The organism is Serratia sp. C2(1) (assembly GCF_036352655.1).
Taxonomy (GTDB): domain Bacteria; phylum Pseudomonadota; class Gammaproteobacteria; order Enterobacterales; family Enterobacteriaceae; genus Serratia; species Serratia inhibens.
The window spans coordinates 670579-691782 of the sequence record NZ_JAZFBA010000001.1 but is presented as its reverse complement, the minus strand read 5'-3'; the positions used below and the strand labels follow the sequence as shown (position 1 = coordinate 691782).

Annotated in this window: 19 protein-coding genes and 1 pseudogene; 9 read left to right on the top strand and 11 right to left on the bottom strand. The window is 57.0% G+C overall.

Annotation, left to right across the window (positions count from 1 at the left end):
• Positions 1-17 precede the first annotated feature (17 nt).
• From V2S86_RS03165 to V2S86_RS03155, 3 genes are all read right to left on the bottom strand, one after another.
• Positions 18-1445: an amidohydrolase family protein gene (locus tag V2S86_RS03165; protein WP_330761183.1), complete on the bottom strand. Its 1428-nt coding sequence runs from the start codon at positions 1443-1445 to the stop codon at positions 18-20.
• Positions 1446-1455: 10 nt separating this feature from the next.
• Positions 1456-2445, bottom strand: coding sequence for an ABC transporter substrate-binding protein (locus V2S86_RS03160; RefSeq protein ID WP_041417040.1), 990 nt, complete (start codon positions 2443-2445; stop codon positions 1456-1458).
• 262 nt (positions 2446-2707) lie between these two features.
• Complete coding sequence (locus V2S86_RS03155; RefSeq protein WP_330761182.1) at positions 2708-3631, bottom strand: LysR family transcriptional regulator; 924 nt, start codon at positions 3629-3631, stop codon at positions 2708-2710.
• Between the two features lie 211 nt (positions 3632-3842).
• On the opposite strand from V2S86_RS03155, the gene V2S86_RS03150 reads away from it, so the two are divergent.
• The 9 genes from V2S86_RS03150 to V2S86_RS03110 all read left to right on the top strand — a co-directional run bounded on the left by V2S86_RS03150 (position 3843) and on the right by V2S86_RS03110 (position 12975).
• Complete coding sequence (locus V2S86_RS03150; protein WP_330761181.1) at positions 3843-4817, top strand: PDR/VanB family oxidoreductase; 975 nt, start codon at positions 3843-3845, stop codon at positions 4815-4817.
• Between the two features lie 20 nt (positions 4818-4837).
• Positions 4838-6118 carry an amidohydrolase family protein gene (locus tag V2S86_RS03145; RefSeq protein WP_330761180.1) on the top strand — a complete coding sequence of 427 codons (1281 nt, stop codon included), beginning with the start codon at positions 4838-4840 and terminating at the stop codon, positions 6116-6118.
• Positions 6108-6578, top strand: coding sequence for a RidA family protein (locus V2S86_RS03140; protein WP_004946839.1), 471 nt, complete (start codon positions 6108-6110; stop codon positions 6576-6578). The genes V2S86_RS03145 and V2S86_RS03140 overlap by 11 nt, the downstream gene beginning before the upstream one ends.
• Before the next feature lie 21 nt (positions 6579-6599).
• Entirely contained in the window at positions 6600-7481 is an 882-nt protein-coding gene (locus V2S86_RS03135) for a creatininase family protein (protein WP_004946841.1), read from the top strand.
• Positions 7482-7563: 82 nt separating this feature from the next.
• Positions 7564-8478 (top strand): ABC transporter substrate-binding protein, encoded by a 915-nt coding sequence (locus V2S86_RS03130; protein ID WP_230554923.1) that lies wholly within the window; start codon positions 7564-7566, stop codon positions 8476-8478.
• A complete protein-coding gene (locus V2S86_RS03125) occupies positions 8475-9302 on the top strand; it encodes an ABC transporter ATP-binding protein (protein WP_004946844.1) in 828 nt (275 codons plus the stop codon). Before V2S86_RS03130 ends, V2S86_RS03125 begins: the two co-directional genes overlap by 4 nt.
• A 4-nt stretch (positions 9303-9306) precedes the next feature.
• Positions 9307-10122, top strand: coding sequence for an ABC transporter permease (locus V2S86_RS03120; RefSeq protein WP_037433315.1), 816 nt, complete (start codon positions 9307-9309; stop codon positions 10120-10122).
• A gap of 33 nt (positions 10123-10155) precedes the next feature.
• The gene (locus V2S86_RS03115) at positions 10156-11559 is read left to right on the top strand and encodes an FAD-binding oxidoreductase (RefSeq protein ID WP_330761179.1); all 1404 of its coding nucleotides are present in this window, start codon (positions 10156-10158) and stop codon (positions 11557-11559) included.
• Between the two features lie 138 nt (positions 11560-11697).
• Positions 11698-12975 carry a TonB-dependent receptor gene (locus tag V2S86_RS03110; protein ID WP_330761178.1) on the top strand — a complete coding sequence of 426 codons (1278 nt, stop codon included), beginning with the start codon at positions 11698-11700 and terminating at the stop codon, positions 12973-12975.
• A gap of 145 nt (positions 12976-13120) precedes the next feature.
• Here the strand turns inward: V2S86_RS03110 and V2S86_RS03105 are convergent, their stop codons facing one another.
• The 8 genes and pseudogenes from V2S86_RS03105 to V2S86_RS03070 form a co-directional block, all read right to left on the bottom strand.
• A complete protein-coding gene (locus V2S86_RS03105; RefSeq protein WP_330761177.1) occupies positions 13121-13687 on the bottom strand; it encodes a histidine phosphatase family protein in 567 nt (188 codons plus the stop codon).
• Positions 13688-13691: 4 nt separating this feature from the next.
• Positions 13692-14282 (bottom strand): annotated as a pseudogene (locus tag V2S86_RS03100) (CbtA family protein); the annotation flags it as partial.
• 151 nt (positions 14283-14433) lie between these two features.
• Positions 14434-15096, bottom strand: a complete 663-nt coding sequence (locus V2S86_RS03095) for a dTMP kinase (protein WP_330761176.1) — start codon at positions 15094-15096, stop codon at positions 14434-14436.
• 428 nt (positions 15097-15524) lie between these two features.
• Positions 15525-15743: a DUF6500 family protein gene (locus tag V2S86_RS03090; RefSeq protein ID WP_004946854.1), complete on the bottom strand. Its 219-nt coding sequence runs from the start codon at positions 15741-15743 to the stop codon at positions 15525-15527.
• A gap of 616 nt (positions 15744-16359) precedes the next feature.
• Positions 16360-17145, bottom strand: coding sequence for an acetoin reductase (locus V2S86_RS03085; protein WP_330761175.1), 786 nt, complete (start codon positions 17143-17145; stop codon positions 16360-16362).
• Positions 17146-17250: 105 nt separating this feature from the next.
• A complete protein-coding gene (lpdA, locus tag V2S86_RS03080) occupies positions 17251-18648 on the bottom strand; it encodes a dihydrolipoyl dehydrogenase (protein ID WP_330761174.1) in 1398 nt (465 codons plus the stop codon).
• A gap of 10 nt (positions 18649-18658) precedes the next feature.
• On the bottom strand, positions 18659-20173 hold the full coding sequence (locus tag V2S86_RS03075) for a 2-oxo acid dehydrogenase subunit E2 (protein WP_330761173.1): 1515 nt from the start codon (positions 20171-20173) through the stop codon (positions 18659-18661).
• 3 nt (positions 20174-20176) lie between these two features.
• On the bottom strand, positions 20177-21196 hold the full coding sequence (locus tag V2S86_RS03070; RefSeq protein WP_330763145.1) for an alpha-ketoacid dehydrogenase subunit beta: 1020 nt from the start codon (positions 21194-21196) through the stop codon (positions 20177-20179).
• Between the last annotated feature and the right edge of the window lie 8 nt (positions 21197-21204).

Below are 21204 nucleotides of genomic sequence, written 5' to 3'. Positions count from 1 at the left end.
CCTTCTTAACCATAGGGTTAGCGCGCAGCTCGTTGTTGCAGGGTACGGACGGCGGACATCGCCTCATGGCGCATGGTGTCCAGGTCGAGACCGGGGATGACATCGTTTTCGACGATAACGCGCCCCTTGACCATCAGCGCCTTCAGCGACGCGCGCCCCCCGCAAGCCACCGGGCCGATCGCCATGTCATGCAGGCCGAAGTAGCGCGGGTCATCCAGCCGGTAAATGGCGATATCTGCCAGCATGCCCACCTGCATGGTGCCGCTTTGTTGCAGGCCGAGGATCTGCGCCCCGCCTGCGCTGCCCCAACGCACCACGTCTTCGATGGATGCTGCATCGCCGCCGCCTTCAAAAGTGCCGCCGTCATAGTGCGGTTTCGCCAGCATGCCTTTTCGGGCGCGCTGCAAAAGCCATGCGGCATGCGCTTCACTTTGCATATCAGCAGCTTCGTTCGATGCCGCACCGTCTACGCCCAATGAAACCGGCACACCCGCCTGTTCCAGCGCCAGCAAGTCGGCGATACCGCTGCCCAGACGCCCGTTACTTTGCGGACAGTGCGCAATGCCGGTGCGGGTTTGGCCTAGCATCGCGATTTCCTGCGGCAACAGTTTCACCAGATGCGCAAACCATACGTCGTCCCCCAACCAGTCGTGTTCCGCGCAAAACTGCACCGGCGTCATATCAAATTTGGCGCGTGCCGCATCAAGATAATCCACAGTTTCCGACAGATGGCTGTGCAGCCGGATGCCCAAACTGCGAGCCAGTTTCGCCATTTCGCGCAACTGCGCACCGGGCGCAGAATGCAGCAAGGTGGTCGGTGCCATCACCACGCGGCGCAGCGACGTCGGTTTCGGATCGTGATAACGGCCAACCAACCGCTCCATATCCGCCATGTAATCATCGAAGTTTTCCGGGCGCAGTGCCTGCGGCACATCTTTCTCAATCGTTCGCCCCTGCGTTGCACCGCCCCGGCACAGCACAATGCGCATTCCCAGCGCTTCCCCTTCGCTGAAAAGGATTTCCGAGGTATCGAACGGCATATCCGGCCAGTAAAGGTAGTTGTGATCCGCCACCGTAGCACAGCCGGAACGCAGCAGTTCGGTCAGGCCGATACGCACCGCGAGGCGAAAGGTGGATTCATCGAACGTGGCGCGAAAGCGATAAGGCGTGGCACTTAACCACGCGGTCAGGCTTTTGTTCAGCCCCTGAGGTTCACCTTTTAACAATGACTGAAACAGATGATGGTGCGTATTAACCCAGGCGGGATAGACCACGCAATCGCGGGCATCGATCAGCCGCTCGTCGGGTATTGCCGTCAGGGAACCTATCGCCTCAATGACACCCTCACGCACACGAATGTCCGGCCCGGCGTGGCGCGCCGCGTCTCCCGGCAAGCCGGTCAGGATCGCGTGCGCATTTTTAATCAGTAAAGAGTCAGATGACATCGCACGCTCCTCAGGGTTTAACCTGCATTTTGTCGACAAATTCGGTGGTATACGCCTGCTTCCAGTCGGTATCCGCGTTCAGCAGTTTGGCGTTCACCATGAAATCACGGGTTTTCTGCCAGCGGGCTTCCGTCATGGTGCCCCAACCCTTCGTCGCCGCATCGCCGCCGTCGATCAGGTGATGCTCTTTGATTTGCTGAACGCCCCAGGCCAACAGGTCGTCCGTCATTTTCGGATTGTCCTTTTTGATCAGCGCGTTGCCCGCCGCCGGATTGTGCAGATAACTCACCCAGCCTTCCATCGATGCCTGTACAAACTTAGCCATCGCCTCGTTCCGGCTGCTGATAAGGTCCGGACGGGTGATCAGAATTCCACCGTAAGGGGGATAGCCGTGCTCCGAAAAGAGGAAGAAATTCGATTTCACCCCGGCCTTTTGCGCCTGAAAAACTTCAGAACTGACATAGGCTTGCTGCGCCACATTGTCGTCAGCCACAAAGGGCTGGATGTTGAAGGTGTAAGGACGAACCTGCGAATCGCTGAGCTGATAGCGTGCCTTCAGCCACGGCCACCAGGTCGATTGCCCGGAGCTGGAGACTAAAATGGTTTTGTCTTTCAGACCGTCGAGGGAAGTGACTGAATCATGCGTCAGCAAACCCTGAGGATCAAACTGGAAAGGGGCTGCAATGGCTTTGGCCTGAAAACCGCGTTGCACTGATTCGAGTAGCTGGAGATCATAACCGATAATCACGTCGGCGCGCTTTGCCAGCAGCAACTGCATGCCATTGACCTGCGGGCCGCCGGATTGAATGCTGACATCCAGCCCGTAACGTTTGTAAATGCCTGTCGCCAGCGCCTGATAATATCCGCCCTGCTCCGCCTGCGCGTACCAGGATGTCAACAATGCAATTTTCTCATCAGCATGTACTGCCAGTGAAAATGCTGCTGGAATCAGCGCGCTCAGCACGCAGCAAGACAGGGGAATGCGGGAAATAGACTTCATTGCTCCTCTCCTAATCATCGCCGGAGGGAGGATGAGCGAATGCGGCTCAGCCCCCTGACCGGCTCAAAATGAACCGCGAAATGGTTGCTGAGCAATGTCCCGCGCAGCTGCCTGCACTGACCGCTTCTACTCACTCTTGGCTATACAAGAAAGATGCCAACTTCACGGATGCGCTTTCCATGCGCTTTATCGGGGAATTTATCGCCTCACGCTCTGCAACCTTTGATTCATGACAGAGCATTAAGCACCAGAACAGTGCAAATCAGTACCGGTCATGCCCCGGCGTCTGGATCTGGCTGAACAACATCTCCAGCTGTTTGAGCATCATCGAGGCGGCCAGTGAAAGCTGTCTTGCAGGGGCGACGCACAACGAGAGCGTGAAGGTTTTTAACTGCGGATCGGTCAGCGGAATAAATTGCAGCTCATCGCTTTCCACCTCATCCATGATGTCGAGCCAGCATAGAATACCGATGCCCATTTTCTCTTTTATCAGCGAGCGGATCATGTGGATGTTATTGGATACCGCAACTTCGTTAATCATGTCGCCGTTGATATTCATCAGCGCCTGGACGGGTTCGGCCAGCATCAGCGGCGCAGCGGGCAGGATAAACGGATATTCCATGCACTGGTTAAAACGCACGCCGCTTCTGCCGCCGAGCGGATGCCCTTTCGGCACCACAATCCCCAGCTCGATTTCTGCAAAAGCGCGCACCTGCAACTCACGCGAACTTTGCGGATTCAGCATCAGCCCGAAATCGGCATCGCCGGACATTAGCGCCTGCTGAATATCCACGTTGTTCATGGTGGTCAGCGTGAAGGAGATATTCGGGTAGTCGGCATGCACCTTCCTGAGCATCGCCGAGAAAAACTGCCGGTTGATGGCGTCGATGGTGGCAATCCGCACGTGCCCGCGCCGCAAACCGCGCAGGTCGTCGAGCTGCTCGCAGACGCGGGAGAAATCCTTTTTCCAGTTGTTGGCCGAGTGCAATAACAGTTCGCCCGCTGCGGTCAGCCGCAGCCCGGTGGGGCGCCGTTCAAACAGCGGCATCGCCAGTTCTTTTTCCACCCGCAGGATCTGCCGGTCAATCGACGAAGCGGCGACATGCAGGGTTTCGGACGCCTTGCGAAACGAACCCTGGCGGGCAACCTCAGTGAAGTACAGCAGAAACCGGGAAAATGCGAACATGATGGAGTGCTCTCTTTTATGCAACGGGATGTGCGAATCAAAGCGCTGGACGCAACAGTTTTATAACAATAACGTAGCTTTCATTGCAACGGGAACAATCGTTTCATCGCTCCTAAAGCCCGCCCAGCGCTGTTTCAGGCCGGATGACAACGGGTTATGCGGTGAATAGATGCCCCTTTTTATGAATGACTCATCAAAATGAATACGGTAAATGACGATGAAAGATGCCGGATTAATTCCTGTCACGATCAAGGTGATCGGTGAAAATGGTAAAGGGAATATTTCACTGCAACTTATTGCGCAGCAAGGCGGATTATTACCTGCCTATTTACCCGGTGCGCACATTGACGTTTTCATTCCTGAACTGGGCCCTCGCCAATATTCTCTCTGCACCGAAAATAACGGCGGAGAATATTATGAGATCTGCGTAAAACTGGCGGAAAACTCCAGTGGCGGATCGCACTTTATTCATCATCGTTTCAGCGTTGGCGACACGCTAAGCATATCGATGCCACGTAATCATTTTCCGTTGCCATTTGCCGGTCGTTATCTGCTGTTTGCCGGAGGGATTGGCATCACGCCTCTGCTGGCTATGGCGGAACAAATGGCGCAGCAAGAAATTGATTTTGAACTGCATTACTACATTGCAGACCTGGATAAAGCGGCGTTTACATCGCGTCTGAATGCGCCCGCGCTGGCAAAATACGTCTTTTTGCATGACAGCGGCGCAAACGACTCCCTGCGACACAATACGCCGCTGAGTTTGCGTCAGCCGGATGAAAATACGCGGGTGATGGCCTGTGGTCCGGATGGATTTATTCAGCGCCTTGAAGACATTATGCAAACGCACCACTGGCAGAAAAATCAATTATCTTTTGAGCGATTCAGCAATGAAAATATAAACAATGACACCGACGATCAGGAATTTCATATCCAGCTGAACTCCAGCGGAAAACGTTATTTAGTCGGCCCGAACCAGAGCATTGCAGAAGTCTTATTAAGCGCCAAAGTCGATATTATGCTGTCGTGCGAACAGGGTATTTGCGGCTCGTGTATTACTGATGTCATCGACGGTATTCCCGACCACCGGGACTGTGTGCTGACAGAAGAAGAGAAAGCGGAGAACACGCAGATTACGCTGTGCTGTTCGCGCTCCAAAAGTCCCGTTCTGGTCCTCGACCTGTAATGCCAACGCGGAGCCTCAAGATGAACTTTCCACCCCCCGCCTCACCGCTTAGCGGCATTGCCAACGTTCGCCTCCCCGCGTGGCTGCTTCCTGCCGGGTGGCCTGTGCATACAGGCGAACCGGTGACGGCGGATCTGCGCTTTGATGCAGGCAAAATTGCCTCGGTGACGCCTTGTCAGCCAGGACAAGATGATTTGTGGGACGCACACGGCGCGCTGGCGCTGCCGGGTCTGGCCGAACCTCATGCACACCTCGATAAAACCTTCACCATCGGCCGCAGCCGTCCGTCAAAGCCCGGTCTGCTGGCCGCTATCGAAACAATGCATCAGGATCGCCGGCACTGGACCACGGCAGATCTTCATCAGCGTGCCAGACAGGGAATGGCATGGGCCGCCGCCAATGGCGTGACCCGTTTGCGCACCCATATTGACTGGTTCGATGTCACCCCGCCGCTGGCCTGGACGGAGCTGGCCAATATCACGCAACCGGGCGTCGCGCTGGAGCAGGTCGCACTGGCCCCGCTAAGCTTCTTCGCGGATGCCGAAGCGGCTGACCGCATCGCCCGGACGGTTGCGCTAAGCGGAAACCACTGCCTGCTGGGCGGATTTATCCACTCGTCAAACTGGGATCCGGCAGCGATGACCAACCTGATGCGCAGCGCCTCGCGCTGGCAACTGAATCTGGATTTGCATATCGACGAGGAGCTTTCGCCGGTGGCACAGGGTCTGAGCTGGCTGGCGCATTACCTTTCAGAAAATAAATTCAGCGGCCACATCTGTTGCAGCCACGGCTGCGCGCTGGCCTCCGGCAGTGAACAACAGGCGCAGGAGGTGCTGAGTTTACTGGCGGCACAGCGCGTCACGCTGATTGCGCTGCCGATGACCAACCTGCTGTTGCAGGACGCTGTCACCCACCGCACGCCACGCCGGCGGGGGATCACCCTGCTGAAAGAGGCGCAGACGGCGGGCATTCCGGTGCTGCTCGGCTGCGACAACGTGCAGGACGCTTTTTGTCCGACTGGCAGTTATGACCCGCTGGATACGTTGGCCTGCGCCCTGTTCGCACTTCAGCTGGATAACGTTTTTGATCGGCAGTCGCGACTCATCTGCGATGTCGCCGCGCTGACCGGTGAGGCGCAGTCCGGCCTGCCGCTCGCCCCCGGCAGCGATGCCAGTCTGATTCTCTTTCCGGGCAGCGACAGCCTGACCTGGCCTTTAAACAGCGCAGCCCGTCTGGTTTTCCACCACGGCAGGCTGACCCACCAACGCACCTGGAATCGGGAGTTATCCCATGAGTCTTGAAGCCGGAGCGGGTAAACCGCTCGCCAAATATGCCCCCTGGCGTCGTGCCGGTGATTTCGTTTTTCTCTCCGGCATTATTCCCGTCAATCCGCAGAGCGCGACAATTGTGCGCGGTTTTCAGGATATCCCCGCCGAAGCACGTCTGCTGCTGGGCGAAACCGGCGAATTCTCCACCGACGCCAAACAGGGGCCGATCCTCGCCCAAAGCTGGTATGTACTCGAAAGTATCCGCCACACCATCGAAGAAGCCGGCGGGCAGATGAGCGATGTGATCAAGCTGGTGCAGTACTTTCGCAATCTCGATCACTTCCCGTATTACAGCCGGGTCAGAAAGCTTTTTTATGCCGGGCAACCGCCGGTTTCTACCGTGGTTCAGGTCAGTGAAATGTTGCCCTGCGCCGAGGTGCTGATTGAAGTGGAAGCTACCGCCTGGTTACCGCAATCCCGCTTAACCCAATAATGTCCGACCACGAGGCACAGCATGATTAACGGCTATATTCCCGCAGAACGTTTTCTTCCTTTCCTTAGCTGGACGGCCATCGCTGCCCTGCCCGACAAGGCCAACACCGTGATCGTATTGCCGACCGGCGCGATTGAGCAACACGGCCCGCATCTGCCGTGTTCGGTGGACAGCGTGATCTCCTCCGGCGTGGCGGGTCACGCGCTGGCGCGGCTTTCAAAAGACATTCCGGCCTACGGTATTCCCCCTATCACTTACGGCAAATCTGACGAGCATCTGAATTTCCCCGGCACGCTGACCTTAACCGGCGACACGCTGCTGCAAACTGTTTTGGAAATTGCCGAATCCCTGTACCGCGCCGGGTTCCGCAAGCTGCTGATGATCAACGGGCACGGCGGACAACCGCAGGTGCTGCAAATGGCATCGCGGGAAATGCGTCTGCGTCACGGCGACATGATCATGATCCCGCACGACGTGTTCCGCGTGCCTAATGTCGAAAACCAGTTCCTGAGCGCGCAAGAACAAAAAATGGCGATGCACGCCGGTCACAGCGAAACGGCGGTGATGCTGGCACTGGCACCGGAATGCGTCCACATCGAACACGCAGTCGCCAACTACCCGCCGGAATTCCCATGCCCGACACTGTCATCAAGCCGCCCTGCCGCTGCCTGGGCTTCCTATGATTTTGGTCCGAGTGGCGTCATCGGCGATCCGACCGGCGCGACCGCCGAACAGGGCCACGCGATCCTCGATTCGCTGGCGGCAAGCTGGGCGCAGGCCATCACTGAAATTCACCTCATGGAATGGAAAGTCCGCAGCGAACCGACCTGGGGCAAACACCACTGGAACGGTTTTGTACAAACCAGCTTCACTCCTCCTTCGTCTTCTTTTGTCTCTAAATAAAGGAGTTTTTACGATGAAAATACGGCGTTTACCGACTTACACCCTGCCGGCCCTGCTGCTGGCCGGGGTTTCCACCACCAGCATGGCGGAAGAGAAATTTACCTTCCTGACCAACTGGTACGCGCAGGCGGAGCATGGCGGATTTTACCAAGCACAGGCCAAAGGGTTGTACAAAAACGCCGGTCTGGATGTCAGCATCAAAATGGGTGGCCCGCAGGTTAACGTGATGCAACTGATGGCCGCCGGTCAGGCTGACTGTACGCTCGGCGACAACGGTCAGGCGCTGGAAACCTGGCAGGCTGGCGTGCATGCGGTGACCGTGGCGACGGTATTCCAGCATTCGCCGACGGTGTTTATCAGCCATGACAAAGTGGAGAAAGGACAGGAGCTGAAAGACAAAACCTTCCTGCTGGCGACCGAGGCTTACACCTCTTTCTGGCCGTGGGCGAAGAGTGAACTGGGGCTGGCGGGCGCCAAAATCCGTCCGTACACCTTCAGCGTGCAGCCGTTCCTCGTGGACAATAATCTGGTGCAGCAGGGTTATGTGACTTCCGAGCCTTTCTCAATCGAAAAAGGCGGCAAACCGTTCTACGTCTACATGCTCAGCGACTGGGGTTACCCGCCGTACGGCAACTCGATTATCTGCATGGCCGACACCGTCAAAAAACGCCCGGTGGCGGTGACGGCGTTCGTGAAAGCGTCCATGCAGGGCTGGAAAGAATATTTGCAGGATCCGACCGCAGGCAACCAGCTTATCACCAAAGACAATCCGCGTATGGGCGCCGACCAGATTGCCTTCGGCATCGCGCAGATGAAGAAGTATGAACTGGTGACCGGCGGCGACGCGCAAACAGGGGGTATCGGCATCATCACTGAACCGCGTCTGAAAAAGACCTGGGACATGCTGGTGAAAAACAAACTGATCGACGCGGAGAAAGTGCCGTTTGAGCAGACCTATACCCTCGATATGATCAAAGACGCGAAGGTCATGCCATGAATTCAGCCCCGAAACTGACCGTGATGAGCGATGTCCGCTCAGCCAATCCTCCGCCGGTTCCGGCTATCGAAGTGTTGTCGGCGGAGAAAATTTACAGCAACGGCACCCGCGCCCTTCTGCCGGTCAATCTGACCATCAATCAGGGTGAATTCGTCACCCTGCTCGGCCCGTCGGGCTGTGGCAAAAGTACGCTGTTAAAAATGGTCGCCGGTCTGGTGGAACCCAGCGACGGCAAGCTGGTGCTGTGGCGGCGCGACCGTCGCGAAAAGGCGCAGGTGCCGCTGTCTTTTGTGTTTCAGGAGGCCACGCTGATGCCGTGGAGCAATGTGCAAAATAACGTCCGTCTGCCGCTGGATCTGGCGGGCGTACCGCGTGCCGAAGCCAATACCCGCGTCAGTGAAGCGCTGGAACTGGTGGGGCTTGGCAAATTTGCCAACGTCCTGCCGCGCGAACTGTCAGGCGGCATGCAGATGCGCGTTTCTATTGCCCGCGGGCTGGTGACGCGCCCGAAGCTGTTGCTGATGGATGAACCTTTCGGCGCGCTCGACGAAATCACCCGCAACAAACTCGACAGTGACCTGCTGCGCCTGTGGCGGGAACAGGGGCTGACGGTGGTGTTCGTCACCCACTCGATCCACGAAGCGGTATTTCTGTCGCAGCGGGTGATCATGATGGCCGCACGTCCGGGGCGGGTGGTGGAAGATATCGCCATCACCGAACCCTTCCCGCGCAGCGAAGATTTCCGCGTCAGTCCGGTATTTTCACGCTATGCGAAGCAGTTGCAGGACAGCCTGCTGCAAGCCAGCCAATCGGGTATGGAGTAACGGTATGCAAACTCAAAAAGCTTCTCCGTGGATCAATAACCCCACGTTTCGCAAAGTGCTTTATCCGTCCGTGGTCGCGGTGGTGGTGATCCTGCTCTGGCAGGGATCGGTGAGCTATTTCAACATCCCCCAGTTTCTGGTGCCGTCGCCGGTGGTGATGCTGCAAAGTCTGTGGACCCATTTCGGTTCGCTGACGATGTCGCTGCTGTTCACGCTGAAAATCACCCTGATCTCATTTTTACTGTCGATTGTCATCGGTGCAGCCGTGGCGTTCGTGCTGGTGCAGAATCGCTTTGTTGAAACCGCGCTGTTCCCGTACATCGTGTTCCTGCAAGTGACGCCGATTGTAGCCATCGCGCCGCTGATCATCATCTGGGTCAAAGACACCACGCTGTCGCTGGTGGTGTGTTCTACGCTGATGGCGGTGTTCCCGATTATTTCCAATACCACGCAGGGGCTTCGCAGCGTGTCGCCGGGCCTGCTGAGCTATTTTCAACTGAACCACGCCAGCCGCCTGCAGATTCTCATCCGCCTGCGCATTCCTTCTGCCCTGCCGTATTTTTTCGGTGCGCTGCGCATTTCCAGCGGCCTGTCGCTGATAGGTGCCGTGGTCGCTGAATTTGTTGCCGGTACCGGCGGCAATAATACCGGTCTGGCCTACCAGATATTGCAGGCAGGATACCAGTTGGACATCCCCCTGATGTTTGCCGCTCTGCTGCTCATTTCACTCACCGGTATTGCGCTGTTTGGCGTGATGTCGTGGATGTCGAGACGCGTCCTGAGCGCCTGGCATGAAAGCGAAGCCGCGCCATCTCATTAACTTCAACTTCATTGATCTTTAGGCAGGAAGAATATGGACAGTGAACAACGTCAGCACGCGCTTGCCCTGATACAGCAGGCGCTTCCCGACCTCGACTGGACCTTGCAGGCAACCAAGGTCAAACGCCTTTCACGCGATTTTCACTGGTTCAGTCCGGTGCTCAAACAGCAGTTGGAAGATAAACGGGCTGATGCCGTGGTCAGGCCGCGCAACGAAGAAGAGCTGAGTCTGGTGGTTAAAGCCTGCGTTCGGCACCAGTTACCGCTAATCCTGCGCGGCGGCGCGACCGGCAACTACGGCCAGTTGGTGCCGCTGGAAGGCGGAATTCTGGTCGATATGACCGGATTCAATCAGGTATGCGAACTGGGTAACGGCGTGGTACGAGCGCAGGCGGGGATCCGGCTGGCCGAAATTGAAACGCTGACCCGACCCGCAGGATGGGAACTGCGCTGCATGCCTTCCACCTACCGGCTCGCCAGTCTGGGCGGCCTTTACGGCGGCGGCTTTGGCGGCATTGGTTCCATCAACTACGGTCCTCTGGGCGCGCCGGGCAATGTGCTCAGCGTCAAAGTCATGACCATGGAGGCCGAACCGCGCATTTTGCAGGTTCCTGCCCCGCAGGCATTGCTGCTGCATCACGCCTACGGCAGCAACGGCATTGTGCTCGAGGTTGAGCTGGCGCTGGCACCGGTTCATCAGTGGATTGAACGGCTGGACGTGTTCGATGATTTCGCCGCCGCGCTGGATTACGCCAACGCCTTTGCCCGTTCGCCAGGGCTGGTAAAACGCCAGCTGGCGCTGTTCGCCGCACCGATCCCATCCTGGTTCAGCCATCTGAACAGGCATTATCAGGCCAGCCAGCACGCGGTGATAAGCGTGATTGCGCAGGAAAGCGAAGGGTTTTGTCCCCATCTGCTGGAAAAATATCGCGGGCACAGCGCCATACGTCAACCGGCCGACGAAGCACGCGAAGCCAATGCGTCACTGATGGAATATTGCTGGAATCACACCACGTTGCATGCGCTGAAAATCGACAGCTCCCTGACTTATTTACAGACGGCGTTTAATTATACGCGTTATCGTCAGCAGATTATCGACATGGCAAATTTATTCGGCGATGAAGTTATTTCGCATATTGAATTCCTGCGTGACAATGACGGAAACATCACCGCCAGCGGTTTACAATTAGTCCGTTACTCCACCGAAGAAAGATTGAAAGAAATAATGGCCACCTTCAGTGATAATGACGTAAAAATAAATAACCCTCATGTCTTTCAGATTGAAGATGGCAAACAAGGGGAAATCAAGCCTGACGTGGTTTCCGTTAAAAAACACCTTGATCCCCATGGGTTACTGAACCCCGGCAAGCTACGCGGCTGGGAAGTACGCGACACCCTGATCTTGGATAACGATCCTCTTTTATTGACTGACAAATAAAAATAACCATTATCCGCCTCGCTTCTTAGCGACAGAAAAAAAGCGAGGCGGCAACCCTTTACGTGTGCCCTCATAAAAACAATTACCGGCAGTTTTACCGCCGGGCAGAACTTATTACATTTTAACAGGATGGTATTAATGAAAAATAATACATTCAGCTTTGCGCTGAAGTTGAGCGCTATTGTCGTTTCACACACATTATTAATCAACCACGCACAGGCGGCCACTCCGGGGGCGAGCGGTTGCTCCGCCGACGTGGCAGATTCTCTCACCGAAATGTTCACCTGCGGGTCGGTCAGCGGCAGCCTGCGCACCCTGTATTATTCCACCCATAATGCGTATTTCGTGCCGGGCTATTCTCAGGACACGGTCAGTTATGGCGGTAGCGTGAAATATGCCACGGCAGAATATTACGGCCTGAGCCTGGGCGTCAGCGGCATTCTCCAGCGCGGTATTTCACACAACGACGACCACCTGATTACCGAGCTGGGCCCGAACGAGACCGGCGTGGGCGAAGCCTATGCAAGCTGGCATTATCAGGACTTCCGCATCACTGCCGGCGATCAGCGCATTAATATTCCGTTCATCGGCGACTATGACTGGCGCATCACGCCCATTCTGTTCCGTGGTATCGACACGAACTATGGCGACGGCGATAACTTCCTGCACGCCACCAAAATCACCCGTTACAAACCATGGGGCGACGACCGGTTCCTCAACACCACGGCCTATACCGACGCCGACGGCACGACCAACGGCATGTGGAGTGCCGGTGGCGGGCGCGCCATCAAGCTGGATAATAAAAAATTGAACGGCCAGCTGTGGTATGAGGATTACGACAACTACACCAAGATGGTGTACGCCGACAGTTTCCTGTCGTGGACAGACAGCCCTTCCCAGCCGAAGATCGGCATTCAGTTTATTCGCGGTGTGAGCGAAGGCAAAGCGCTGGCGGGCAATGTGAACAGCACCAGTTACGGCGCGCAGTTTGCGATGAACTTCACACAGGCATTGAAATGGTCGCTCAATTACAACCATATCGCCGCCAACGGTGATGCTTACGGCAACGGCGCGCTGGTGACGCCTTACGCGCACAACACCTCCTCCGGCCCGTACTTTGCCCAGCCGTTCTTCACCAGTACGCAGGATCTGGGCAGCGGCAACGCCTACTCCACCGATCTGAACTGGAACGCGACCGAAAGCATCTCACTGGGCAGCCGTTACTCGTTTATGGATTTAACGCCGAGCAAAGGTGCATCCAGCAGCAACCAATCTGAATATCTGGTGTACGGTACCTACAACTTTGGCGGCGTACTCAAAGGCCTGAGCATCACCGACTTTGCCGGCGTGCAGACCACCTCGACGTCCGACAAAAACTTCTGGCAGAACCGTCTGGCACTGGAATATGATTTCTAAATAAACATCAGCTTTCGCATAAAGAAAAGCCCGTCTGAGTTTCCTCAAGCGGGCTTTTTGCTTTCAAACCGTCAGTTCAGATCAGCGTTCGACTCTGTCCAGATTCATCTCCTTGGTCCACGCCGCCACGGACGGTATTTAGGCTTCACACATCCAACCGCCCTCCCAGACAACTCAGATGCCAGCGTTTTCCGTTACTGCGCAGCGTCGTTACACTTAACGGCAGGATATCGATCAGTTGAAAGGCGCTAACGGGCGCATCGAGCAGTTGAATCACTATCGCCCGAATAACTGCAGAGGAAACAATTGCGCACTGACATTCCCGATCCGCCGCTCGCTGCGGCAACCATGTTCCCGTGCGCGCCATAACGTGCGCCATGCTTTCGCCTCCCGGCGGGGCCTCACCCGAAAGCCAGCGCTGAAATGCCCCCTCATCCTGCTCAATAACCGTTTTAATCGGGATGCCCGCCCAACGGCCGTATCCGGGTTCGGCAAGTTCCCGAACGGGCTCGCCGCGCAGGCCCAATTCAAGTTGCGTCTGCCGTGCTGCCAACGCCGGGGCGGTCCAGATTTTATTGAATGGCCCAACGCATTCCTTCAACTGATGGGCCTGCTTCAGGGAAGTTTCGGTCAGGGGATCGTCAGAGGGGAACCGCGACTGTCTGTTTGCCAGGGTTTCCCCCTGGCAAATCAGTTGCATGATGGCGGTCATGCCTTCAGCATCCTTCCGTCCGGTAGCTGTGCACCGGCTTTCGCAGCGTTCTTTCCGCAAATGCCCCAAACAGCAGCCCCGTTGCGCACCACATCGTCAGTTGAGTGCCGAAAGCGCTCAGGCGAAAACGCCACAGAACATCGGCAGAAAATCCGTCCGGGATCTCATTCACTTCGGGCATCAGCGTGCAGACGGCAATCAACATCGCCAACCCCGCTACCCCGCCCCACAGCGCAGCATTCCAGCCGCCCAGTCTCGGTCTGAGTTGATGAGCGCTCCAGGCGGCGGTCACCACAATCACCGCTGAAACCAACAACATCGCGAAGTAGAGCGCAGTCCGGTAGCCTATCGTCGAAGGATCGCCCACCGCCGGCGGATTAGGAGGATATTTAAGCGCCGGCATCATGCTCATGATCAAGAATCCGCCCAACGACAGTGCCAACGCCAGCGCTCTGGCACCGCCCGGCCCGGTGCGTTGCCAGCACAGCGACCAGACCAGCGCCAGAGCGCCGCCCATGGCCGCACTGAACAGGATCATTCCGCTCAGCAGGCCTGCGCCGGACTGCGTCTTCCGGCTAAAAACTTCGCCGTCAGCCTCATGATCGTGATGATACTACCTTACCCTAACTCTTTGACGTGAAACAAAACGGTTATCGCTGGCATTGAGAAAAGCCAGGCTTTGAGAGACAAAACTGTGTTGTCCTTTTTAGGCTAATTATTCATTGTGACGGAATAGGTTGCCGTAATTACTGGCGGCATGCGGCGGAAGCTCTGCCCGCAAAACCGATGCCTGTGGGGCATCCAAGCACTCTGTAGATCTCAGCAATCACCTGCATCGTTGCGTCTTCGAGAGTTCCTTCATTACGGCATAACACCCAGCCGTGATTTGCAATTTCTCGCTCGAATGCCTTGGTACAAGCAACATGCTCTTCCAGTTTATAAATCACCGTGCTACTTAGCCCACGCGGTCGGGCCGCGGCTCTCGCCCATGAAGTCTCAGGCGCAGTAACAACCCCGACATGCAGGTCTGGCATTCGCACGTTTCGTTCAATATTAAGCTGTAAAATCTCTGCAAATGGAACCATCCGGCGAAACGCGGCATCCGACGGGTACCAGCGATCCATCAAGATAATGCTGTCCGGTGGCTGTTTAGTCAGCACGTGCCGGGAAATCCAGGCACGGCTATCAGCAAAGCGCTCACACACTTCCAATTCCAAAGCCTGGGAGGGATTTCTGGCGAGCTTGTTAACGAGAGCCATTGTTTCCCCCCTGTAGGGATCGCTTTTTTTCTCGCAAAGCCGGACCACCTTCTTGTTGTCTGCCCTTAGTACTTTTGTAATGGCCTCCAACAGTGTGGTTTTACCGGCTCCCTTGGGCCCATCCAGAGAAACAAACAGTTGACGACTCATTCTTGAAATGACGATTGATATACGGTTTTTGTAAAGCTCAAATCTGGCAAAAGCATCTTACTTCCTTCGTATGAACAGCTCCCCCCTCTTCGCTCGTCGGTGCCACTCAGCACGTCAGCGCGAACCAAATGGAAGGCTCTTATAAACAGACACTGATGAACATTCTGGCAATGGTTCTAACTCACGGGTCTAAAAGCCCAGGATTACAGCCGTTTATGGTCATTGCTCATATGCTGTGACCTGCGCGGTGTAGTTTAAGGGATCCGCTTAGAAAACGGAAAACATCCCACACCAAGCCTATTTTTTAAGCAGATAGGCGTTGGCGGGCAGCTTTGAGCGAATAGCGGACATACCTGTCCAGAGTAAAGGCTGTCATATCATAATTAAGACGCTACGAACTGTAAGGTATCATTAGCTACCGTAATGGTTTACTTCATGGCTAAAACGAGAGATTTTATCTTTTCTGCCTTTTCAAAGTGATCCAGTTTCATCTCCATAATCCACCAATGCGCAACCTCCATCAGCAGTTCCGGGTCATCATTTTTATTTGCAAAAAAAGCATAAAAAGACAGCCCCACGTTACTGCCCTTGGTCACAATTTTTGCCTCACACGTCCTGATGATCTTTTCCTTCATTCCTACCCGCATGTTCGCTCCTTTTTGTTCGCTGGGCTTAAGCCTATTAACCATAACATCTGTACGTGCAACACCCGAACGCCTCTCAGGGCTTTTCTGCGAGCCACGGGCTCAAAACCCATATTTTTACCCGGCTGAATACCTAAAAACGCACCTGTATTACTGTGGTAACTGGCAATAGCCGGAGGACTGACACTCATTATTTTTTCTCTATCCAGCCTGATACCATAAGTTCGAGCAACTGACCGAATATCTCGTAAGAATCATAATATCTCTTCGACTCATCGTCCGTGTGAGTTCAAAGTACCAACGTCCGCTGCTGGCACAAAGCCGACCGTCAGAGTAACAAAGCCCCACTACCGTATCGCCATAATTGGGTTGGGTGGTCATTCCGGTTACCATGGCAGATTAATATTATTTATATTGTTATTTATCATAAAGTTAATATTAAATAAAATCCCTATCAGAAACCCCATCCAGAAAATCCCGCGCAGGGAAACCGAGCGGGATTTTTGCTTTGGCGTCATTAGATTGTCTACCCTCCTCCGCCAAAACTGCACGAAATAAATCGCCACTGCGGGTAGGCACCTGAAATGCCCTTTAGGAGGGCTTAAAAGAGCGGTGGCGGTTAGCGATAAACCAGCCCGCCGTCGGTCAAAATCGACTGACCGGTGATATAGGCAGCGTCGTCGCTGGAAAGAAAAGCGACAAGTGCCGCGACGTCAGCCGGGGTTTGTGCGCGCCCCAAGGCAATGCCATCAACGTACTTCTTATAGGTTTCGCCTTTCGGCGCACCGGTAATCTCCGAGAAACGCTGGTCTATTTCCACCCACATATCGGTGCCGACCACCCCAGGGCAATAGGCGTTGACGGTAATGTTGTCGCTGGCGTATTCCTTGGCCGCAACCTGGGTCAATGCGCGTACGGCGAATTTGGTGGCGGAGTACACGCCCAGCAATGCAAAACCCTCATGGCCGGCGATGGAACAAGCATTGATGATCTTGCCGTTTTTGTTGAGCTGTTTAAATTTCGCCGCGGCGGCCTGGATCCCCCAGGTCACTCCCCCGATATTGATGTTCAGGATCTTCGCAAGATCTTCCGGTACCACGTCTGCGATGGGTTTTACCTGCGAAATGCCGGCATTATTAATCATCACATCCAAGGTACCCAGCGTACTCACAACGTGCTCGATGGCCGCATACACCTCCTCGCGCTTGCTGATATCGGCAACGTAGGTTGTCGCTTTTACCCCGAAAGACTCCACCTCATTCCTGACTGCACCAAGCTGATCTGCAGATAAATCCAACAGCGCAAGGTTTACCCCCTCTTGTGCCAGGCGCAATGCGATGCCCCGGCCAATGCCACGCGCTGCGCCAGTGATAATGGCTACCTTTCCGTTCAAACCTGTCGACATGATTATTCCTGTTTCGTTTTGTACTACGGCTAATGGAGAGTTTTTTGTTGGTTTCCGCTAGCGAAAACGCAATCGGATCAGTCTATTATCCTTTCCCGTATGGTCCTACTGATGCAGCGGTCGGCCAGCGGCCGCGAGGATCGATTCATGCATGGCTTCGGAAAGCGTCGGATGCGCAAAAATGACCGACAGCAGGCTCTCGTCCGTGGCCTCCAGATGATGGGCGATACCGAAGCCCTGGATCTGTTCCGTGACCTGTGCGCCAACCATGTGCGCCCCCAGCAGCTCGCCGGTTTCGGCATCGAAAATCGTCTTGACGAAGCCCTCCGCCTCACCGGCGGCCAGCGCCTTGCCATTGCCCTGATAGGCGAACTTACCGATCTTGAGTGGCCGTCCACTGGCACGCGCCGCCGCCTCGGTCAGGCCCAGACTGGCAACCTGCGGCCGGGCATAGGTACAACCGGGCACATAACTACGGTCAAGCTTGTGCACGCCTTCGACGCCGGCCAGCGTCTCGACGCAGATCGTTCCTTCGTGGCTGGCCTTGTGCGCCAGGCACGGCGGCCCGGCGACGTCGCCGATTGCGTAAAGGCCGAAGACGTTGGTGTGGCAGGCGTCATCCGTCTTGATAAAACCGCGATCCAGCTCGACGCCCAGCGCCTCCAGCCCGAGGCCTTCGACATTGGGCTGGACGCCAGCCGCCAACAGCACATGTTCGACCTCCAGCGCCCGTTCGGCACTGGCGTTTTTCAACGTGCAACGCCCGCCCGCGTCCGTGAGCTGCACCTGCGTCACCTGCGTCTGGGTATGCACCTGAATGCCGCGCCGTTCGAACGACTTGCGCACCGCCGCCGAGACTTCTGCGTCCTCAATCGGCAGTATCTGTGCCGCCACCTCCACCAGCGTCACTTCGCTGCCGAGATCGTTATAGAGGCTGGCGAACTCGACGCCGATGGCGCCGGAGCCGATGATCAACAAGGATTTCGGCAATTTTTTGGGTTGCAGCGCCTCGAAGTAGGTCCAGATCCGCTCGCCATCCGGCACGATCCCCGGCAACGCACGCGGGCGGGCGCCGGTCGCAAGAATTACGTGGTCGGCCCGGTAGTCGCGCTCGCCCCCCTTGGCATCGACCACCGTCACCTGCCCCTTGCCCCGCAGGCGGGCAGTGCCGTCGAACACCGTTACGCCATTCTTCTTCAACAGGTACTCGACCCCACCGGTCAACTGTTGCGACACCGAGCGGCTAAACTGCACCAGTTTCTGGAGATCGAAACTCACCTCGCCGACACTGAAACCCAGTTGGTCGGCATGGGCGATGCTGTGCGCCACCTCGGCACCGTGCAGCAGCGCCTTGGTTGGGATGCACCCCCAGTTCAGACAGATGCCTCCCAAATGCTGTTTTTCCACCAGTGCCGTACGCAGCCCGAGCTGGCCGGCGCGGATGGCGGCAACATAGCCTCCCGGCCCGCCGCCGATCACCAGTACATCGTATTTGTCGTGCATAGCTCGTCTCCTAGACAAACATCAGGGTCGGTGTTTCAACCAGTCGCTTGAGTTCCTGGAGAAAAGCCGCGCCCAGCGCCCCATCGATGACCCGGTGATCGCAGGACAGCGACACCGTCAGTTGATGGCGCGCTACGATCTGCCCATCGCGAGCCACCGCCCGCACCTCGCCGGCGCCGATCGCGAGGATCGCGCCCTGGGGCGGGTTAATGATGGCGTCAAACTGACGCACGCCGAGCATGCCCAGGTTCGACAAGCTAAAAGTGCCGCCCTGGAACTCTTCGGGCTTGAGCGTGCCGGCTTTCGCCCGGGTCACCAGGGAATGAATTTCGTGCGAGATCTCGCAGACCGACTTACGGTTGGCGGCGCGCACTATGGGGGTAATCAGCCCGGCCGGCAGCGCAACGGCCACCGAGATGTCGGCATCGGCAAAGCGGCGGATGCTCTGGCTGGCTTCGTCGAACTGTACGTTGACATCCGGCACCGCCACCAGCGCTTGAGCGCAGGCCTTAACCAGCAGGTCGTTAACCGAAATCTTGACGCCGGGCGCGCCGAGGTTGATTTCCTTGCGCAACGCCAACAGGCGCTCCAGATCGAGATCGGCGATCAGGCGGAAGTGCGGCGAATGTTGCTTGGAAGCCTGCAAGCGGGTGGCAATCGCCCTGCGCATGCCCGACAGGGGCAAGTTCTCGAAGGCCGCCGGCGCCGCATTCGGTGCAGTCGCTGTCTGCGGCTGCCCGTCGAGCAGCAGAGCCGCCGCCTGCACATCATCACGAGTAACTCGCCCGCGTGAACCGCTGCTGCGGCAGTCGTGCAGGTTGATCCCCTGTTTACCGGCCAGACGGCGCGCCAGCGGGGTTGCCGGTACCTGACTGTCGTCGGCGTGCGAACGTGGCGCTTTGCCTGAACGCGATGGCAACGTCGGCGATGCGATGCGGCCCCCTGCGGCAAGGATAGCGTTCTCGAGATCGGCCACCGAGATACGTGCTTCACGTCCGCTGCCGCGCACCTTGCTCAGGTCGGCCCCCAGCCTGGCGGCCAGGCGCAACGCGTGTGGCGTGGCATTGACCTGTGCGGCATCGGTGCTTCCCTGCAGGCCGGGCGGCACCTCGGTCTGCCCACTGGCGGCCACCGGTTGGGTGGATGGGGCCGATGCTGTGGGAAGTGCGTTGTCGAGTGTCGGGGCCGCCGCAGGGCGTGCGGGAGGCGGTGCGACAGACGCTGCCGGCCCCGTCGCGGCCAAACTGGCCGTGAAGGCGTCCAGTTCGGCATCGCTGATCGAAGCCTCAGCCACCAGCGCCAGCGCCGCCCCCACCTTAAGGGTATCGCCCTGCCGGGCGAGTATCCGCCGCAGGGTCCCGGCGAAGGGGGCCTCAAGCACGTTGACGATTTTGCTGGTCTCGATCTCGCAGATTTCCTGCCCCTTGGTGAAGCTGTCGCCTTCCCGGATAGACCACTGCGCGAGCAACCCTTCCTCCATCGAAAGGCCCCACTTGGGCATTTCAAGCGTTTTGATATCACTCATGGCTCAATCCTCCAGCACTTGGCGGACGGCGGCCTCGATCCGCTCGACGCTGGGGATCCAAAGCTTTTCGAGGGCGGGAGAGAACGGCACCGGGGTGTGCGGCGGTGTGACCAGCACAATCGGCGCTTTGAGGAAACGGAACGCCTGGGAAGCGATCAATGCCGCGACATCATGGGCAAAGCCGAAACGCGCCGCCGATTCGTCGACGATCACCACGCGGCCGGTGGACGCCACCGACTCCAGAATGCCTTCCTCGTCCAGCGGAGAAATCGTACGCGGATCGACCACTTCCACCGAGATGCCCTCTTTGGCCAGTTTGTCGGCCACCTCGTTGGCTTTATGCACCATCGCCGACAGCGCGATGATGGTGACGTCCTCCCCTTCGCGGGTGTAGTTGGCCACGCCCAGCGGAATGGTATAAATGCCTTCCGGCACTTCGCCCTTGAGGTCATAAAGCATTTTATGTTCGCAGAACACCACCGGATCGTCGTCGCGGATCGACTGGATCAGCAGGCCCTTGACGTCATAAGGCGTGGACGGCACCACCACCTTGAGGCCCGGCGTAGTGGCAAAGATATTGTAGGGCGACTGCGAATGCTGGGCCGCCGCAGAGAAGCCGGCGCCAATCATGCCACGCATCACTAACGGCGCCTTAGCCTTGCCGCCAAACATGTAGCGGAACTTGGCGGCCTGGTTGTACAGCGCATCATGGCTGACGCCGAAAAAGTCCATGAACATCAGCTCGGCCACCGGCCGCAGACCGGTCGCCGCAGCGCCGGCCGCCATGCCGATGATCGCCGACTCGGTAATCGGCGTGTCGATCACGCGGCCGGAGCCGAACTGCGTCCACAACCCTTTGGTCACGCCGAGCACGCCGCCAAAGGCCTCTATCCTTGCCTCCTCCGGCGCATTGCCGCCATGGCCGCCGCGCAAGTCTTCGCCGATCAGCACCACGCGTTCGTCACGCTCCATTTCCTGGGCCAACGCTTCCTTGACCGCTTCACGATAGGTTTTTATCGCCATTGTTATCA

Coding starts and splice junctions, on each gene's coding strand:
- V2S86_RS03115 (WP_330761179.1), top strand. CDS start 10,156: ATGGACAGTGAACAACGTCAGCACGCGCTTGCCCTGATACAGCAGGCG.
- V2S86_RS03085 (WP_330761175.1), bottom strand. CDS start 17,145: ATGTCGACAGGTTTGAACGGAAAGGTAGCCATTATCACTGGCGCAGCG.
- V2S86_RS03125 (WP_004946844.1), top strand. CDS start 8,475: ATGAATTCAGCCCCGAAACTGACCGTGATGAGCGATGTCCGCTCAGCC.
- V2S86_RS03155 (WP_330761182.1), bottom strand. CDS start 3,631: ATGTTCGCATTTTCCCGGTTTCTGCTGTACTTCACTGAGGTTGCCCGC.
- V2S86_RS03075 (WP_330761173.1), bottom strand. CDS start 20,173: ATGAGTGATATCAAAACGCTTGAAATGCCCAAGTGGGGCCTTTCGATG.
- V2S86_RS03145 (WP_330761180.1), top strand. CDS start 4,838: ATGAACTTTCCACCCCCCGCCTCACCGCTTAGCGGCATTGCCAACGTT.
- V2S86_RS03130 (WP_230554923.1), top strand. CDS start 7,564: ATGGCGGAAGAGAAATTTACCTTCCTGACCAACTGGTACGCGCAGGCG.
- V2S86_RS03070 (WP_330763145.1), bottom strand. CDS start 21,196: ATGGCGATAAAAACCTATCGTGAAGCGGTCAAGGAAGCGTTGGCCCAG.
- V2S86_RS03135 (WP_004946841.1), top strand. CDS start 6,600: ATGATTAACGGCTATATTCCCGCAGAACGTTTTCTTCCTTTCCTTAGC.
- V2S86_RS03090 (WP_004946854.1), bottom strand. CDS start 15,743: ATGCGGGTAGGAATGAAGGAAAAGATCATCAGGACGTGTGAGGCAAAA.
- V2S86_RS03160 (WP_041417040.1), bottom strand. CDS start 2,445: ATGAAGTCTATTTCCCGCATTCCCCTGTCTTGCTGCGTGCTGAGCGCG.
- V2S86_RS03165 (WP_330761183.1), bottom strand. CDS start 1,445: ATGTCATCTGACTCTTTACTGATTAAAAATGCGCACGCGATCCTGACC.
- V2S86_RS03140 (WP_004946839.1), top strand. CDS start 6,108: ATGAGTCTTGAAGCCGGAGCGGGTAAACCGCTCGCCAAATATGCCCCC.
- V2S86_RS03095 (WP_330761176.1), bottom strand. CDS start 15,096: ATGAGTCGTCAACTGTTTGTTTCTCTGGATGGGCCCAAGGGAGCCGGT.
- V2S86_RS03105 (WP_330761177.1), bottom strand. CDS start 13,687: ATGACCGCCATCATGCAACTGATTTGCCAGGGGGAAACCCTGGCAAAC.
- lpdA (WP_330761174.1), bottom strand. CDS start 18,648: ATGCACGACAAATACGATGTACTGGTGATCGGCGGCGGGCCGGGAGGC.
- V2S86_RS03120 (WP_037433315.1), top strand. CDS start 9,307: ATGCAAACTCAAAAAGCTTCTCCGTGGATCAATAACCCCACGTTTCGC.
- V2S86_RS03150 (WP_330761181.1), top strand. CDS start 3,843: ATGACGATGAAAGATGCCGGATTAATTCCTGTCACGATCAAGGTGATC.
- V2S86_RS03110 (WP_330761178.1), top strand. CDS start 11,698: ATGAAAAATAATACATTCAGCTTTGCGCTGAAGTTGAGCGCTATTGTC.